Annotated in this window: 10 protein-coding genes; 7 read left to right on the forward strand and 3 right to left on the reverse strand. The window is 71.5% G+C overall.

Annotated features, from left to right (window positions below; all coding sequences use genetic code 11):
- Positions 1–153 precede the first annotated feature (153 nt).
- Both ACQPWU_RS07905 and ACQPWU_RS07910 read left to right on the forward strand, forming a co-directional pair.
- A complete protein-coding gene (locus ACQPWU_RS07905; RefSeq protein ID WP_433438031.1) occupies positions 154–1071 on the forward strand; it encodes a DUF3068 domain-containing protein in 918 nt (305 codons plus the stop codon).
- Between the two features lie 158 nt (positions 1072–1229).
- Positions 1230–2336: an NAD(P)H-dependent flavin oxidoreductase gene (locus ACQPWU_RS07910; protein ID WP_433438033.1), complete on the forward strand. Its 1107-nt coding sequence runs from the start codon at positions 1230–1232 to the stop codon at positions 2334–2336.
- A 108-nt stretch (positions 2337–2444) separates the two neighbouring features.
- Here ACQPWU_RS07910 and ACQPWU_RS07915 read toward each other — a convergent pair whose 3' ends face one another.
- Positions 2445–3254 (reverse strand): crotonase/enoyl-CoA hydratase family protein, encoded by an 810-nt coding sequence (locus tag ACQPWU_RS07915; protein WP_433438034.1) that lies wholly within the window; start codon positions 3252–3254, stop codon positions 2445–2447.
- A gap of 229 nt (positions 3255–3483) precedes the next feature.
- Here ACQPWU_RS07915 and ACQPWU_RS07920 point away from each other — a divergent pair, with 229 nt between their 5' ends.
- From ACQPWU_RS07920 to ACQPWU_RS07940, 5 genes are read left to right on the forward strand one after another with little or no spacing between them, the layout of a single operon-like run.
- Positions 3484–5034: an acyl-CoA synthetase gene (locus ACQPWU_RS07920; protein ID WP_433438035.1), complete on the forward strand. Its 1551-nt coding sequence runs from the start codon at positions 3484–3486 to the stop codon at positions 5032–5034.
- Positions 5024–5923, forward strand: coding sequence for a Zn-ribbon domain-containing OB-fold protein (locus tag ACQPWU_RS07925; protein WP_433438036.1), 900 nt, complete (start codon positions 5024–5026; stop codon positions 5921–5923). The genes ACQPWU_RS07920 and ACQPWU_RS07925 overlap by 11 nt, the downstream gene beginning before the upstream one ends.
- The gene (locus tag ACQPWU_RS07930) at positions 5920–6942 is read left to right on the forward strand and encodes a thiolase domain-containing protein (protein WP_433438037.1); all 1023 of its coding nucleotides are present in this window, start codon (positions 5920–5922) and stop codon (positions 6940–6942) included. Before ACQPWU_RS07925 ends, ACQPWU_RS07930 begins: the two co-directional genes overlap by 4 nt.
- Positions 6942–8090 (forward strand): thiolase domain-containing protein, encoded by a 1149-nt coding sequence (locus ACQPWU_RS07935; RefSeq protein ID WP_433445175.1) that lies wholly within the window; start codon positions 6942–6944, stop codon positions 8088–8090. Before ACQPWU_RS07930 ends, ACQPWU_RS07935 begins: the two co-directional genes overlap by 1 nt.
- Positions 8090–9676: an acyl-CoA synthetase gene (locus ACQPWU_RS07940; protein ID WP_433438038.1), complete on the forward strand. Its 1587-nt coding sequence runs from the start codon at positions 8090–8092 to the stop codon at positions 9674–9676. The genes ACQPWU_RS07935 and ACQPWU_RS07940 overlap by 1 nt, the downstream gene beginning before the upstream one ends.
- On the opposite strand, the gene ACQPWU_RS07945 is transcribed toward ACQPWU_RS07940, so the two are convergent.
- On the reverse strand, positions 9673–16083 hold the full coding sequence (locus ACQPWU_RS07945) for a hypothetical protein (protein WP_433438039.1): 6411 nt from the start codon (positions 16081–16083) through the stop codon (positions 9673–9675). The genes ACQPWU_RS07940 and ACQPWU_RS07945 overlap by 4 nt on opposite strands.
- An 85-nt stretch (positions 16084–16168) precedes the next feature.
- Positions 16169–16795 carry a LysE family translocator gene (locus tag ACQPWU_RS07950; protein ID WP_433438041.1) on the reverse strand — a complete coding sequence of 209 codons (627 nt, stop codon included), beginning with the start codon at positions 16793–16795 and terminating at the stop codon, positions 16169–16171.

Below are 16795 nucleotides of genomic sequence, written 5' to 3' on the forward strand. Positions count from 1 at the left end.
TCTCGTCAGGCCAGCGGAAACCACGATAGAACTTGTTTCTATCGATTTGATTGCGGTGGTATGGCCGCCAGTGACGCGCATCACTCGCTGTCATACTTTGTTGCTCGACGATCGCGCTAGATGACAACACGTTCTACAAATGCGGAGGCCTCGATGGGTCGTATCTCCACGCTCGTCCTCATCGGGTTCGGGGCTTTCTTCATTGCACTGGCCCCGCTGCTGAAATTCTGGGCGGCCGGGCAGATCATCGCCGCTCCCGCGGACCAGTTCGGCGTCGCGCGGCTGGAGGCGAAGGGCGCCCGTTACTTCTCCCTCCAGGACCTGAAGGTCCTCACCGGCGACCTCCAGATCTTCGTCACCACCCGCGGTGACGTGAAGGAGGCCAACTCGCAGCGGGTGGTCTGGGACGAGGCCACGGTCGTCAACGACGTGACGAACAGCCGGCCGCAGATCGACCTCTCCGAGCGCCGCAGCGCCTTCAACCGCTACACCGGAGTGGGCCTCAACTGCTGCGGGACCAACATCGACAAGGCGCCGGTCACGCTGGAGGGGCAGATCTACAAGTTCCCCTTCGACGTGGAGAAGAAGACGTACAAGGTGTTCAACGGCCAGGCCGGCAAGGCCTTCGACGCCGCCTTCGTGCGCGAGGACAACGTCAACGGCCTGCCCGTCTACGTCTTCGAGCAGACCGTCCCGCCGACCAAGACCCAGACCCGCAGCGCGCCCGCCAACGTGCTCGGCATGACCGGCACGACCGGAGACGTGCAGGTCGACCGCTGGTACGACGGCAAGACCACGTTCTGGGTCGAGCCGGTCACCGGCTCCCCGGTCAAGCAGGAGGTGCAGCGCCACGAGGTGCTGAAGACCCAGGACGGAATCGAGCGCTCGCCGGCCTTCATCGGCACCGCGAAGATGACCGAGCAGACCGTCGACGACCTGGTCAAGAAGGCGCAGGACGGCAAGAGCCAGATGAACCTGCTGCGTAACATCATCCCGCTGGTCCTGCTCATAGTGGGCCTCGCGCTGGTGCTGACCGGCGCCGTCCTCGGCCGCCGCCCGCGGGGCGAGTGACCATTTCGGGGGCCCGCGATATGCGGGCCCCTTTTTTCATGCCTTGATGAAGTCAAACTAGAACTCGTTATCGTCCAAGGTTACTCACCGGTACCAGACGAAAGATTCTAGTCTAGAACACGTTGCAGTTCGCCAACCGCCGGACGTATTGTCGGGCCATGCGGACACGTGTCACGGACATGTTCGGAATCGAGTTCCCGATCTTCGCGTTCAGCCACTGCAGGGACGTGGTCGCCGCCGTCAGCCGCGCGGGCGGCATGGGAGTGCTCGGAGCGCTCTACTTCACGCCTGAGGAGCTCGAGACGGAGCTCAAGTGGATCGACGACCACGTGGACGGCAAGCCGTACGGCGTGGACGTGGTCATGCCGGCCTCCTACGAGGGCGCCGACTTCGCGCCCGAGGAACTGGTGGGCCGCCTGCAGTCGATGATCCCCGACGGCCACCGGGCGTTCGTCGAGAACCTCCTGGGCAAGCACGGCGTCCCGCCGCTGTCCTCGGACGCCGACCCCGGCAAGGTGCTGCTCGGCTGGACGGATGCCACGGCCCGGCCGCAGGTGGAGGTCGCCCTCCGCCACCCCATCGCCCTCCTGGCCAACGCGCTGGGCCCGCCGCCCGCCGACGTGGTCGACCTCGCCCACGCGCACGGAGTCAAGGTCGCCGCCCTGGCGTCCACTCCCCGGCACGCGCTCAAGCAGGTGGAGGTCGGGGTGGACGTGGTCGTCGCCCAGGGCACGGAGGCCGGCGGCCACACGGGCGAGATCTCCACCATGGTGCTGATACCGCAGGTGGTGGACGCCGTGGGCGTGCCTGTCCTGGCCGCGGGCGGCATCGGCAACGGCCGCCAGATGGCGGCGGGGATGGCGCTGGGCGCCGACGGCGTCTGGACCGGCTCGCTCTGGCTGACCGTGGAGGAGGCCGACACCCCGGAGATGGCCAAGCGCCGCATCCTGGAGGCCACGTCCAGGGACACCGTGCGTTCGCGGAGCTGGACGGGCAAACCCGCCCGGCTGCTCAAGAACGAGTGGACGGACGCGTGGGAGTCGGAGGAGTCGCCCGGCACGCTGCCGATGCCCCTGCAGTTCATGCTGGTGTCGGACGCCCTGCGCCGCATCGGCCGCTCCGACGCCGCCGAGCTGTCCACCTTCCCCGCCGGGCAGATCATCGGGATCACCAACCAGGTCCGGTCGACGAAGGACGTGGTGTTCGGCTTGGTGGAGGAGTACGGCGAGGCCCTCGAACGGCTGGAGCGCCTGACCGAGGACTGACGTTCATACGGGAACGACGGTGACCAGGCTCCGCGGCGGTCAGCCCTCAGGCGCCTCATGTGCGGACCATGGCCTTGTGTGGCCTCCTGTGCCACACAAGGCCCGTCTTCAGCGCGCCTGATAGGTCGGCGGGCGCTTCTCGCGGAAGGCGCGGGTGCCTTCCTTGGCGTCCTCCGAGCCGATCACCGGCCAGCCGATCTCGTCCGACACCTTCAGCGCCTCCGGCTCCGGCATGCCCAGGGTGTCGCGGTAGGTGCGCAGGATCGCCTGCACCGAGAGCGGTCCCGAGGCGGCGACGTCCTCGGCCAGCTCCCGGGCCGAGGCCAGCGCCTGGCCGTCGGGCACCACCCGGTTGACCAGCCCCATGGACAGCGCCTCCGCCGCCGTGATCGCGCGGCCGGTGAGGAGCAGGTCCATGGCATGGCAGTACGGGATCTGCCGGGGAAGGCGTACGGCGCTGCCGCCCATGGGGAAGAGGGCGCGCTTGGCCTCGAACAACCCCAGCGTGGCCGACTCCGCCACCACTCGCAGGTCCGTGCCCACCAGCAGCTCCGTGCCCCCGGCCACCGCGTAGCCCTCCACCGCGCTGATGATCGGCTTGGTGGGCAGGTCCTCTCTGAGCAGCCCCTTCCAGTGGAAGTTCGGTATCTGCGCGGCCCTGGCCTGGACCTCCGGGTCCGCCGACGGTTGTCCCATGGCCTTGAGGTCGGCCCCCGAGCAGAACGTGCCCTCCGCGCCCGTCAGGATCGCCACCCGGATCCCGGGCTCCGCCGACGCGTACGCCCACGCCGAGGCCAGGCCGATCAGCATGTCCGAGGAGAGCGCGTTGCGGGCCTCCGGCCGGTTCATGGTGACGATCAGGATGTGGCCGTCGCGTTCGATCCGGCAGTGGGGTGTGCTGATCGGCAGGAGCTCCACGTACGCCTCCGAAGTGTCTAATCAAGCGCTTGCTACGAACTTCGGCCCCAGGATACGCTCCCAGCAGCAAACGAGAACAGGTTCCTGTTTTTGCTCGCGCCGCAACTCCGCGAGGGAGCGCCGTCGTCTGGAGGAGCGGCGGGAGCGGAGCGACCAGAGCGGGGGAAGGCGACGGCATCGAGGGCGACTGAGCCCGCCTCGCGAAGTGAGGCCATGAGAAGGAGTTCATATGGGCACGCTCGGTTTCTGGAGGCTCGCGCAGGCGGATCCAGAGTGGATCGCGGCCGTGGACCCTGACGGCACGGAGCATCGCGCGGGCGACCTGCTGGCCCGCTCGAACCGCCTCGTGCACGGGCTGCGCGGTCTCGGGCTCCAGCCGGGGGACGGCATCTGCGGCCTGGTCCCGAACGGCGTGGACGGGCTCGTGCTCTACCTGGCCGCCATGCAGGCAGGCTGGTACTACACCCCCGTCAACTGGCATCTCACCGGCCCCGAGATCGCGTACATCGTCTCCGACAGCGAGGCCAAGGCCTTCTTCGTGGACCCGCGTTACCTCGGGGAGGGCGCCAGGGGAGCCGAGGCGATCGAGCCGCACCGCCGCTTCCTCCTCGGGGGAGGCGGGACTGACGGGTTCCGCCAGGCGAGCGAGCTCACCGACGGGCAGCCGGACACCGCCCCCGCGGACCGCACCGCCGGCGCCACCATGCACTACACCTCGGGCACGACCGGCAAGCCGAAAGGCGTCAGACGCCGGCTGAACGGCCTGGATCCGGACGACTCCGCAGAGCTCATGACGTTCCTGCTCGGACTGTTCGGCATCACGCCGGGCCGCCCCAACGCCCACCTGATCACCTCACCGAACTACCACACGGCGGTGACCCAGTTCGGCGGCACCGCGCTGCACATGGGGCACACGCTCGTCTACATGGACAAGTGGGACGCGGAGGAGATGCTCCGGGTCTGCGAGCGCTACCGCGTCACGAACTCGCACCTGGTCCCGACCCACTTCAAGCGGCTGCTCGCGCTCCCGGAGCAGACCCGGGCCCGGTACGACCTGTCCTCGCTCAAGTGGATGATCCACGCCGCCGCCCCCTGCCCCGTCCCGGTCAAGTGGGCGATGTTCGAGTGGTGGGGCGACTGCGTGTACGAGTACTACGCGGCCACCGAGGGCGGCGGCACCCTGGCCACCCCCGAGGGCTGGAAGTCGCACCCGGGCACGGTAGGCAAGGCCTGGCCCATCAGCGAGCTGCTCATCGTGGACGACCAGGGCGAGCCTGTACCGACGGGCACCGCCGGGACGATTTACATGAAGATGATGGGCGTCCCGTTCGAGTACAAGGGCGACCCCGACAAGACCGCCGCGAACCGCCTCAAGGACCACTTCACCGTAGGAGACATCGGGTACCTGGACGAGGACGGCTACCTCTACCTCTGCGACCGCAAGGCCGACATGATCATCTCGGGAGGAGCCAACATCTACCCGGCCGAGATCGAGAACGAGCTCATGGTCCACCCGAAGGTGGCGGACGTGGCCGTGTTCGGCGTCCCGGACGAGGAGTGGGGCGAGCAGATCAAGGCCGTGGTCGAGCCCGCGCCGGGGGTCGAGCCCGGCCCTGAGCTGGCCCGGGAGCTGCTCGCGTCGCTGGAGGGCCGCCTGGCCAGGATGAAGTGGCCCAAGAGCTTCGACTTCATCGCCGAGATGCCCCGAGAGCCCAACGGCAAGCTGCTCAAACGCAAGCTCCGCGCCCCGTATTGGGAGGGACACGACCGTGCCATCTGATCCGCTCGTCGCCCAGCACGTCCTGGAATTTCCCGGCGGCTACACGCGAACAACAGGCCCCGTGATCGGCCGGTTCCTGAGCGAATTGCGCGGCCGGCGCATCGTGGGGGTGCGGACGAAAGAGGGCAAGGTGCTCGTGCCGCCCCTGGAGTACGACCCCGCGACGGGCGAGCCGGTGACCGGCGAGTACGTCGAGGTCGGCCCGGCAGGCACGGTCACCACCTGGGCGTGGGTGGAGGAGCCGCTCGAGAGCCACCCGCTGGACCGCCCGTTCGCCTGGGCCTTGATCAAGCTGGACGGGGCGGACACCACGCTGGTGCACGCCGTGGACGCGGGCAACCCGAAGGCGCTCGCCGCGGGCACCCGCGTCTGGCCCGCCTGGAGTGAGCGCCCCACCGGCCACATCACCGACATCTCCCACTTCGTTCCCGAGGTCACGAAGATCGTGTCCAACGTGCGCGCCGAATACCGCCTCCAGGCGGGCGGCGCGCTACGCGTCTTCCTGGAGGGCGTCAGGCGTGGCGTCTTCCTCGGCGGCCGGTGCGACAGCTGCGCCAAGGTGTACGTGCCCTACCGCCTGTCCTGCCCCGAATGCGGAAGCGGCATCCCGGAAACGCTCGAACTCCCCGACACCGGCACGATCACCACGTTCGCCATCAACAACCTGCCCGATCCGCGGGCCCCGCAGGTGCCGTTCGTGTCGGCGTACATCCTGCTCGACAACTCCGACATCCCCATGATCGCGCTCGTCGGGGACGTAGCCGTTCAGGAGGTGCGCCAGGGCATGCGGGTCAAGGCGGTCTGGGTTCCCGAGAGCGAGCGCACGGCGTCCATGGCGAACATCCGCTGGTTCGCCCCCACCGGCGAGCCCGATGTGGAGCTGTCATGAGAGATGTCGCGATCGTCGCGTTCGCCCAGACCCGGCACACCGACCACGACACCGGGCAGACCGAGCCCGAGCTGATCCAGCCCGTCATCGACGAGGTCAAGGAGCGCACGGGGCTCAAGAGGTTCGGCTTCACCTGCTCGGGCAGCTGCGACTATCTCGCGGGCGCGCCGTTCTCGTTCGTGTCGGCACTCGACGCGCTGGCCGCCTGGCCGCCCATCTCGGAGAGCCACGTGGAGATGGACGGCGCCTGGGCGCTGTACGAGGCATGGGTACGCCTCCAGCACGGCGACATCGACTCGGCCCTGGTCTACGGCTTCGGCAAGTCGTCGCTCGGCGACCTGCGCACCATCATGACGATCCAGCTCGACCCGTACTATCTGGCGCCGCTCGGCCTCGACCTGCTCTCCTACGCCGCGCTCCAGGCCGGCGCGGTCGGCGCGGACAGGAAGGAGCTCGACGAGATCGTCCGCAGGAGCCGGGCGGACGGGAGGAGCAACCCGTACGCGCTCGATCTGCCCGACCCGGACGACTCGGACGGTTTCGCGGTGCAGCCGCTGAAGAAGACCGACGTGCCACCAGTCACGGACGGCGCGGCCGCGATCGTACTCGCGGCGGGCGACCTGGCCCGGCAGCTGTGCCCGAATCCCGCCTATATCAGGGGCATCGCACATCGCATAGAGCCCCACTATCTGGGTATGCGTGATCTTGCCCTGTCGGCCTCCGCGGCCGATGCCGCACGAGCCGCGGGGGTCGGCAAGGGTCCCGTCGAGGTGGCCGAGCTGCACGCCCAGTTCCCCCACGAGGAGATCATCCTGCGCCGTGCGCTGGAGCTGTCCGGCGACACGGTGATCAACCCGTCCGGTGGCCCGCTGGCCGCCAACCCGTTCATGGCCACGGGCCTCATCCGCGTCGGCGAGGCCGCGCGGCGCATCCTCGACGGCGACGCGAGCCGCACCGTCGGGCACGCCGCCGGCGGCCCCTGCCTGCAGCACAACCTCGTCACCGTCCTGGAGGCATGATGGGCAACCGATGCGCGGTCATCGGGGTCGGGCAGACGTACTACACGACCAAGCGCAGGGACGTGTCGATCGCCGGCCTCGTACGCGAGGCGGCGCTGCGGGCGCTGGAGGACGCCGGACTGTCGTTCAAGGACATCGACGCCGTGGTCATCGGCAAGGCGCCCGACCTGTTCGAGGGCGTGATGATGCCGGAGTCGTACCTGGCGGACGCACTCGGCGCGGCGGGCAAGCCGATGATGCGCGTGCACACGGCGGGCAGCGTCGGCGGGTCCACCGCGCTGGTCGGGGCCTCGCTGATCCAGGGCGGCGTGCACGACCGGGTGCTGGTGGTGGCGTTCGAGAAGCAGTCGGAGTCCAACGCCACCTGGGCGCTCTCCACGCACCTTCCGTTCAACGCGTCGCTCGTGGTGGGCGCGGGCGGCTACTTCGCGCCGCACATCCGCGAGTACATGCGAAGGTCGGGCGCACCCGGACACATCGGGACGCTGGTAGCGGTCAAGGATCGGCTGAACGCTCTCAAGAACCCGTACGCGCACCTCAAGATCCCCGGCATCGACCAGAAGATGGTCGAGTCCACGCCCATGTTGTGGGAGCCGATCCGCTACCTGGAGACCTGCCCGTCCAGCGACGGCGCCTGCGCGATGATCCTTTCGTCCGAGTCCAAGGTCACCGGCACCCCGGCCTGGGTGCACGGGACGGCCATGCGCTCCGAGCCGATCTTCCGCGCCGGGCGTGACACGGTCAGCCCGCAGGCCGGCAAGGACTGCGCGGCCGACGTCTACCGCCAGGCGGGCATCGCCGACCCGCGGCGGCAGATCGACGTCGCCGAGACGTACGTGCCGTTCTCCTGGTACGAGCCGATGTGGCTGGAGAACCTGGGGTTCGCGGCGGAAGGGGAGGGATGGAAGCTCACCGAGTCGGGCGCGACGGCGCTCGACGGTGACATCCCGTGGAACGCCTCGGGCGGGGTGCTGTCGAGCAACCCGATCGGGGCCTCGGGACTGATCAGGTTCGCCGAGGCCGCGCTGCAGGTGCGCGGGCTGGCGGGGGAGCACCAGGTGGACGGCGCCCGCACGGCGCTCGGCCACGCGTACGGCGGGGGAGCCCAGTTCTTCGCGATGTGGATCGTCGGACGGGAGAGACCCTGATGGAGTTCAACCACGCTGATCTGTTCGAAGGGCTCGCCGACGCGATCGGGGACAGGACGGCCGTCGTCTGCGGCCCGGACCGGCGCACCTACGCGGAGCTGGAAGCCGAGGCCAACCGGCTCGCTCATTACCTCATGGACCTGGGGGTCCAGCCGGGCCAGCACGTCGGGCTGCACCTCTACAACGGCATCGAATACGTCGCGGGCCTGCTGGCCGCCTTGAAGATCAGGGCCGTGCCGATCAACGTCAACTACCGCTACGTCGAGGCCGAGCTGCTCTACCTCTACCGGGACTCCGACATCAGGGCGCTGCTCTACGACGTGGAGTTCGACGCGCGGGTGGCCGCCGTGGCCGGCGAGGCGCCGCTGCTGGAGCACCTCATCGCGGTGGGAGGGCCGTCGGCGATCGGCTCGGCGGTGCCGTACGAGACGGCTCTTGAACGCGGCAAGCCGGAACGGGGTTTCCCGCCGCGCTCGGGCCAGGACGTCTACATCATCTACACCGGCGGGACCACGGGCATGCCCAAGGGCGCGATGTGGCACGTCGAGGACCTGTTCATGGCCTTCGGCGGCGGCAACCCGTACGGCGAGCCGCGCGCCACCCCGCAGGAGGTGATCGACGAGGCCGTCAAGGCCGGTCCCATGGTGATGATGGCCGCGCCGCCGCTGATGCACGGGGCCGCGCAGATGGCCACGTTCATCGCCTGGTGTATGGGCGCGACCATGGTGTACGTGCGCCGCTTCGACGCCGAGGACGTATGGCGGGCGGTCGAGCGGGAGCGCGTGTTCACCATGAACATCACCGGCGACGCGATGGCCAGGCCCCTGGCCGAGGCACTGGAGAAGGACCGCTACGACGTCTCGTCGCTGTTCGTGGTCAGTTCGACCGGGGCGATCCTGTCAGGCGCGGTACGGGACCGGCTCCAGGAGCTGCTTCCGAACGTCATGATCCTGGACAGCTTCGGCTCCACCGAGTCCGGCTACACGGCGTCGGGCGTGGCCGGGTCCTCGCCGGAGAAGGGCCTGCGTTACCAGCCGAACTCCGTGGTCGAGCTGGCCGTGCTGGACGAGCGGCACCGGCCCGTCGAGCCCGGCTCAGGGCAGCTCGGGACCGTGGCCAGGGCGGGCCGGGTGGCGTTCGGCTACTACAACGATCCCGAGAAGACGGCCCGCACGTTTGTCACCGACGAGGAGGGCACGCGGTGGTTGCTGACCGGTGACCTGGCGACCGTGGACACCGACGGGACCGTGAACGTGTTCGGCCGGGGCTCGCAGTGCATCAACACCGGCGGGGAGAAGGTGTTTCCCGAGGAGGTCGAGGCGGTGCTCAAGGGGCATCCGGCGGTGTACGACGCGGTGGTGACCGGGGTGCCCGACGATCGGTGGGGGAGCAGGGTGGCCGCCGTGGTGGAGCCGCGGCCGGGCGTCGAGGTCACGGCCGAGGAGCTGGACGCACACTGCAGGACGCTGCTGTCGGGGTACAAGGTGCCTCGTTCGTACGCGTTCGTGGAGGAAATGGTGCGCTCGCCGGCGGGCAAGGCCGACTACCGGTGGGCCCGCGAGACGGTGCAGGCGAGCGACGGCTAGAGCCCGTGTAGCTCCTCCTCCACCGCTGCCGTCTCGTCGGTCCTGCCCGCCTTCTCCAGCAGCTTCAGCCTGCCCCGCAGCACGTCGCGGAGCAGGTCGGCGACGCCGTCCTGGGCGAGCTGGTCGCGCAGCAGCCCGGCCGAGACCCGCAGCGCGGCGTCGGCGGCGTCCTCCCTGCCCAGCTCCTGCTGGCAGAAGCCGAGCCTGGCGTGTGCCACGGCCCTGGGCAGCTCGTCCCGCGTCACCTGTGTGGCTCGGTGGAAGACGAGCCCGGCCTCCAGCGCCCGGCCCGCCTCCATGAGCGCGTCGCCGAGCATGAGCATCGCCCTGGACAGCAGCTCGCGCTGGATCGGGCTCCCCGGACCGGACTCCTGGCGCGCCCGGCTCCCGGAGCCGAACCGCCGTTCCACCGGGCCGAACCTTTCCAGCGCCGCGACCGCCTCCCGCAGCGGCTGGATCGCGTCGGCGGCCAGGTCCCGCATCCTGAGCGCGGAGGCCAGCGTGAGGCAGGCGCCCGCGCGGCTGGTGTGCAGGGCCTGCGCGTTCATGCCCGTGGTCAGCAGCTCGTCGTAGATCGCGATGGCCTCTCTGGCCCTGGACTCGGCATCCGTGGCGCCGCGGTAGCGCGGCACCCCAGGACTCGCGCCGCCGTCCAGGCCGAGCAGGGGCAGCAGCTCGGAGCTCTGCGCCAGGGAGTCGGCGAGGACGGCCCGGTACGTGAGGTCGTCCTGCGACCGTCTGGCCTGCGGGATCAGGTCCTCGACGAGCGCGTTGGCCTCGGCGAGCTCGCCGAGCATCATGTGGCACCTGACGAGCCGCTGGGTGGCCAGCGCGTGCTTGACCGTGCCCGGCTCGTGCCCGGTGGCGGCGAGCCTGGCGTACTCGGCGGCCTCCTCGGGCCTCGCCGTCGCCAGCAGGTCGTCGGCGATCATCGCGGCGGCCTCCCGCTTCTTCGCCGGGTCAGTGTGGAGGTGCAGGGCCTCCACGAGGTGCGCCAGCGCCTCCTGCTCCCTGCCGAACGCCCGCAGCACCTGCCCGCGCACCTGGACCGCCTGAGCCCGCACGCCCGGCGGTTCCTGGTCCGCCTCCGCGGCCCGGTCCAGCTCGGCGAGCGACCAGGTGATCGCCTCCAGGGCGGCCTGCGGGCGGTCGAGCACGGCCAGGCTGGAGCCGAGCTGCGCGTACGTGACCGCGGCTACGGCCGGGTCGTCCAGCTCGTCGCAGAGGTCGGCGGCCCGCTCACAGTGCGCCAGGGCCTCGACGGGACGGCCCTGTTCGAGCAGCTCGACGGCGTAGAGGTTGAGGGCCTCGGCCAGTTCCCCGCCCGGCTCGCCGGAGAGGAGGTCGATGGCCTGCTCCAGAACGGCGAGATCGCCATGCCCCCGCCGGGAGAGCGTGGCGAGCGCTGTGCCGAGCCGCCCGCGGTAGTCGCCGGAGAAGGCGGCCAGCCCCCGGTATACCCGCACGGCCAGTTCGGCGCCCGGCATCCGCATCAGAGACTGCCCGTACAGGTCATGCACCTCGGCGCCGCCGTCACTGCTCAGCGGTACCTCCTGCTCCAGCGCTTCCGTGAACGACGCCAGCGCGGGCAGCAGCTCGGACATGTCGCCCGGGTAGGCGGCGACCTCTTCGACGAGGGTTCTGAGCACATCCGTCCCCGGCAGCGGCCGGATGTCGAGCAACTCGCGGTACAGGGTGACTCCGGCGGCGGGTCCTTCCTCCTCCACCCGCAGCCTGGCCAGCCGGGCCAGGGCCAGCAGGTGCACGTCGACGAGGTCCGGAGGCGGGTACGGCAGCAACGCGGTGCCCTCGGCCAGCTTCGACCTGGCCGCGCCGGGGTCGTGCAGCTCGGCCAGGCACAGGCCGCTGAGCTCCAGGCAGGTGGCGGTGAGCAGCCGGTTCGCCGCCTCAGGGTCCGCGGACATCACGTCGAGGGCTCGGGTGGCCGACTCCAGCGCGCCCTCGACGTTCTCCCCGGTGAAGCGGAGGCCACCCTGGAGCCGCAGTGCCCCGGCCAGGGCGCGCGGGGATGCGAGCCCCTCCGACACCAGCCCGGCGTAGAGCTCTACCAGCCGGTCGGCCGTCGCCTCCGCCTCTGAAGGGCAGGCGGCGTCGGAGAGCGCGGCGGTCTCCAGGATCAGCAGCTCGGCCAACTCCTTACGGAACACCACGCTCGTCCCGGCCCGCGGCTCGTAGGACTTGATGGCCGTGACCAGGTGGGGGAGGGCCTCCCCGTGCCGCCCGAGGCCCACCAGCGTCCGGCCGAGCGCCGCCGCCACCATCCCCACGGCTATCGCGTGCGGCCGCTCAGGACCCGCGGACCGCTGCGGCGGCGCGTCGGGTACGGGATGGCGCCGCAGCAGCTCGGCCGCCTGCCTCGCGAGCACGAGCCCGTCCGCGGCCCGTCCCACGTCCGTCCAGGCCCTGGCGAGCACGGACTGCGCGGAGATGTAGGCGTGGATCTCCGGCGTGCCGCCGTTCTCGGCGGCCTCCCTGCACTCCGCCAGCTGCCGTTCCGCTCCGGCCACGGCCTCCGCCGGCTGCGCGGTGACCAGCGCCAGCAGCCACGGCCGCCCACCTGCGTGCCCGGCCGCCGTCTCCAGCCTTGCCGCCCTCGCCCGCGCCTCGGACGCGTGCCGCAGGTAGCGGCCGTCCTCGGCGCCCAGCACGTCGTACAGCTCGGCGGCGAGCTCCAGCTGCGCCCGGCTGTCGGCCGGTCGGCCGAGCTCGTCCAGGCAGAGGCCGAGCAGCCGCCTGGCCTCGGCCTGCGCCGCCGTGTGCCGCTCGGCTTGTGTCGATGTGTGCCGCTCGGGCTGCGCCGTCGTGTGCCGTTCGGCTTGCGTGGCCGTGTGCCCTTCGGCCGCCACGCTCGCGGCCTCCTGCAACGGTCTCAGCGCCTCCTCGGGCCGGTCGTCGACCAGCAGCAGCTCGCCCAGCCGGAGCAGTTGCCCGGTCAGGGCATGGCGGTGCTCGTCGGGCTCCAGGGCGACCAGGGCACGCAGGTTGCGTACGGCCTCGGCGGCGGACCGCACGGCGGCGTCCAGGTCTTCCAGCCGGGCGTGGAGCCCGGCCAGCAGTCCGGCGGCTTCGGCCAGCATCAACCGCAGGCCGGGCTCCTGAACGGCGAGGCCGCGCAGCCGTACGACGGCCTCCGAGGCGGGGGCCACGGCGTCGGCCGGCCTGCCGTGCTCGTCCAGCCAGGCGGCCAGGAGGCGGAGCCGGTGGGCCAGGTCCCTGTCCGTCGGGGCCACGTCCTTGACGGCGGCGGTGACGGCGACGGCGATGCAGCCGCCCAGCTCGGGCAGCGCGGCGGCATCAGCCTCCTCGAACGGCATCAACGGCCCCGGACCTGGGACGGCTGCGACCGGCGGCTGCTCCACCGGCCCGGAACGCGCCGCCGACGTCTGTCCGGCTGCTGCGGAACGGACCACGGGTGGCTGACCCGCCGTCGCGGAACGGACCGTCGGCGGTTGGCCGGCCGTCCTGGAGTGGGCCGTCGGCGGCTGGCCGGCTGTTGTGGAGCGGACCGTCGGCGGTTGGCCGGCGGTCCCTGGATGGGTCGTCGGCGACTGCCCGGCTGCTCCGAGCTGCGGGGTGGTGGTCGGATCGGGGTGTGGTTGGCGCTGCGGGGAGGTGGTCGAATCCGGGCGTGCTCGGCGCTGTGCGGCGGTGGTGAGCGCTGCCAGGTTCGCCGCGAAGCCGGCGTCGCCGCCCGCCGCCTCGAACGCCTCCACGGCCTCGCCAAGCCGCCCGACCTCCAGCAGCGCGCACGCGACGTTGTGATGCGCCCGCGCGGCCTCCCCCGCATACCCGGGGTCCTCCTCGGCCAGGATGCGGAACCTGGCCGCCGCCTCCTGCGCCGGCTTGAGCGCGGAACCGGGCTCGCCGGCCAGCAGCAGACACGCGCCCAGGTTGAACAGCGCGTCCGCCCGCCCGGCCGCCGCCTCGTACGGCGGAGCGGCCGCGTAGATCTCAACGGCCTCCGCCGCCGCCACGACCGCCTCACCTGCCCTCCCCACGGCCGTCAGCCGGCCTGACAGCCAGGACAGCGCCCCCGCCAGCGGCATCCGCTCACCGGTCGCCCGGCGATGCCGCACGGCCAGCTCACCAAGCGTGACGTCCAACGCCCGCAACCCGAGTCCCGCACCACGCCGCACCGGCGACACACCCCACCGCACCGAGGACGCGCCACCACCCCATCGCGCCGGTGACGCGTCACGGACCGCCCCCGGTGGCGGCGACGCGTCACGGGCCGCCCCCGGTGACGACGACGCGCCTCCCGCCCAGCTCCATGGCGCGTCGCCTCCCGCCCGGCCTGGTGCCGATGGCTCAGCGGCGGAACCGGCCGGCCACGCCCGGGCCGGCGGTTCGGCGGCCGAGGTGGTCCGGGTCAGCAGCGCGGACGCGGACGCGGCGAGCGCCCGGTCGGCGGGGAACAGCGCCAGGGCGGCGTTGAGCATGTCGCCGAGCCGGGTTGCGGGGTTGGCCGCGGCCTCCGCGACGAGCTCGCCGATCCTGGACCCGATCAGCGCGCGCAGCGTCGCTCTGACCCGCTCCCCGTGGGCGGAGCGCCGCAGGACGTCCAGCAGGCGCACGAGGTGCCCGACCGTGCGAGTCTCGTGATCATGGATGGCGAGAACGAGAGCGTCCAGGCCGTCCGTCTCGGCCAGCAGCTGCTCGGCCAGCAGATCCGGGCCGAGCGGGCCGCTCTGGAAGACCGTGCCCAGCCAGCGCGCGACGTTCATGGTGGTTCCGTGCAGCCTCTCCGGCCCGCGACCACGCAGTCCCGGAACGGCCGTCAGCAGGCCGGGCAGCTCGGCGGGCGTGGGAGCGGTGAGCGTGAGCACCGCCACGGCCTGCCGCGCCGTCACGGCGTCCACGCGCTCTTCCCCCGCCGGCCACACCCGTGCCCACTGGCCGCTCTCCCGCGCCAGGAACCGGCTGAACAGCCCGCCACCTCGCAGCCGCATCGGCTCGGTGTCGGCTTCCGAGCCGTTGCGCGAAGGCTCGGCCTCGTCCCCGTCGCACAGCCGTAGCAGGGTCGCCAGGTGGACGTGGAGCGGGAGGCCGTACTCCGGGTCGTCGAGCCGGGGCGGGGCGGGCAGGGCGGCCCGGCTGGGGGCGAACGCCTTCATGGCCGCGAGCGCGTGCTCCGTGCGTTCCCGCAGGGTGAGCGGACGGGTGTTGAGCTGGACGGCCGTGGTGTTGAGCCGCCTCAGCCAGCCACCGGCCGCCGTGTCGAGCCGCCGCCACCACTCCGCCTCGCCGGGCTCGCGGGCCAGCAGCAGGAGCCGTACCCGGGGGTTGCGCCCGTGTTTGGCCAGGTGGCGTACCAGCTCGCCCACCAGGGGCGGGGACGGCTCCGGGCCGTCCACCACGAGCAGGGTCGGGCGTAACGCGTTCAGGGTACGGCTCGTCAGTGGGGCGCCGGCGGAGTCCAGCGGAAGGAAGCCCGTGTCCCATCCCGCCGCGGCCAGCTCCACGCACAGCTCGCTCGCCAGCCTCGTCTTGCCCGTGCCGCTCCGGCCGGTCAGGATCGCGATCGACAGGGCGGCCGGCTCGGCGGCCCAGGCTCGCAGGTGCGCCAGTTCCTCGTCCCTCCCCAGGAACGGCACCATCGCGTGACGCGCCATCAGCAGCGCCCAGTCCGGGCAGTCCTGGGGCGGTTCGTCGCGGGCGGGGGTCAGGAGGTCGGCGAGTATGGCCGAGGGCTCGCCCTCCGCCACGGTCTCCAACCGGCCGGGAGCCACGCCTGCCAGCTCGCGGAACCGTTCGTCGCTCAGCAGCGCGGTCACGGGCACGGCGTCCAGGCGGTTCGGGGCGTACCCGGCCGTGATCACGCCGATGATCTGCCCGGCGGGCTCGGCCAGCAGGGCGGCGCCCGGCAGGCCTGGCCAGAGCGCGTCGGATCCCGGGCTCAGCACGCTGACCTCGAGGACCTTCGACACCGCGCCCGTGGGGGCGTCGACCAGGCCGGACACCGTCTCCGCGCCCCGGAACCCGCCCCGTCGCTCCGCTCGCGGAAACCCCCGGGCCGCGCAGCGCACCCTGAAGCGCTCCTGCCCGGACCCGCCGCCCGCTGCCCATTGAGGGCTTGCGGTGTCCGCCACCCTGGCCCAGCGGACGTGCTCGATGCCGGGAACGCCGTCCCACGGCGCTCCGGCCACCCGCAGCAGCACCGCGCCCGCCCCGCCGCGCCCGCGCCACACCGTCTCGGCCTCGGCCCACCGCCCCGACCCAGGCGTACGCACCTGACAGGGAGTGCCGGGAATCGCCACCAGCCCGGAGGTCAGCACCAGATCGGCGCCGATCGCATATCCCGAGCCGGTCGCGCCGACGAGGTCGCCGTGACCCGAGTAGACCTCGACGACCCGTTCGAGCCCGAGGCGGTTCTGTGGCGTGTCCATAGGGTCCGCCTATGCGCTACGTCCCGACGTGCCGTCCCCGATCCGATCTCACTATCGCACTATGGCCGGGAAATTTCCCGGCTTGTCATGCCTTCTCGGTCGTGAGCCAGGCCGCGAGCCCCAGGTAAACGAGCCCACTCCCCACGTCAAGACGCCGCCGCGCGCGGGCCGACCCGCGCACCCGACCGGCCAGCGCCGACGAGAGCATCGCGTACGTGCCGTCGGAGGCCATCCCGAGCAGCAGCCACAGCACCCCGAGCAGCAGGATCTGCGGTCCGACCGGCCCAAGGTCCGGTTTGGTGAACTGGGGGAGGAAGGCGAGGAAGAAGATGGCGGTCTTGGGATTGAGCATGTTCACCACGAACCCCTCCCAGAACAGCCGCCTCTTCGACTGCACCGGCAACTGCACGGGTCCCTCGTCCTCGCCCCGTCGCATCAGCTTGCGTACGCCGAGCCAGAGCAGGTACGCCACGCCCACGTACTTCACGATGGTGAACGCCGTCGCCGAGGCGGCCAGCAGTGCGCTGATGCCCAGCGCCGCGGCCGCGATGTGGACCAGCGAGCCCGTGTGCACCCCGAGCACGGAGATCAGGCCCGCGCCACGGCCCTGGGAGACGCTCCGGGTGACGATGTAGAAGACCGCCGGCCCGGGGACCACGAGCAGGCCGAGGGTGGCCACGCAGAAGAGGGCAAGTGTCGAGATGTCAGGCAT

This window comes from Nonomuraea sp. CA-141351, from assembly GCF_050944675.1.
Lineage (GTDB): Bacteria > Actinomycetota > Actinomycetes > Streptosporangiales > Streptosporangiaceae > Nonomuraea.

Bases quoted from the DNA above. Each gene is read 5' to 3' on its own strand.
- ACQPWU_RS07940 (WP_433438038.1), top strand. From the start codon at position 8,090: ATGGAGTTCAACCACGCTGATCTGTTCGAAGGGCTCGCCGACGCGATC.
- ACQPWU_RS07920 (WP_433438035.1), top strand. From the start codon at position 3,484: ATGGGCACGCTCGGTTTCTGGAGGCTCGCGCAGGCGGATCCAGAGTGG.
- ACQPWU_RS07950 (WP_433438041.1), bottom strand. From the start codon at position 16,795: ATGCCTGACATCTCGACACTTGCCCTCTTCTGCGTGGCCACCCTCGGC.
- ACQPWU_RS07905 (WP_433438031.1), top strand. From the start codon at position 154: ATGGGTCGTATCTCCACGCTCGTCCTCATCGGGTTCGGGGCTTTCTTC.
- ACQPWU_RS07910 (WP_433438033.1), top strand. From the start codon at position 1,230: ATGCGGACACGTGTCACGGACATGTTCGGAATCGAGTTCCCGATCTTC.
- ACQPWU_RS07930 (WP_433438037.1), top strand. From the start codon at position 5,920: ATGAGAGATGTCGCGATCGTCGCGTTCGCCCAGACCCGGCACACCGAC.
- ACQPWU_RS07945 (WP_433438039.1), bottom strand. From the start codon at position 16,083: ATGGACACGCCACAGAACCGCCTCGGGCTCGAACGGGTCGTCGAGGTC.
- ACQPWU_RS07935 (WP_433445175.1), top strand. From the start codon at position 6,942: ATGGGCAACCGATGCGCGGTCATCGGGGTCGGGCAGACGTACTACACG.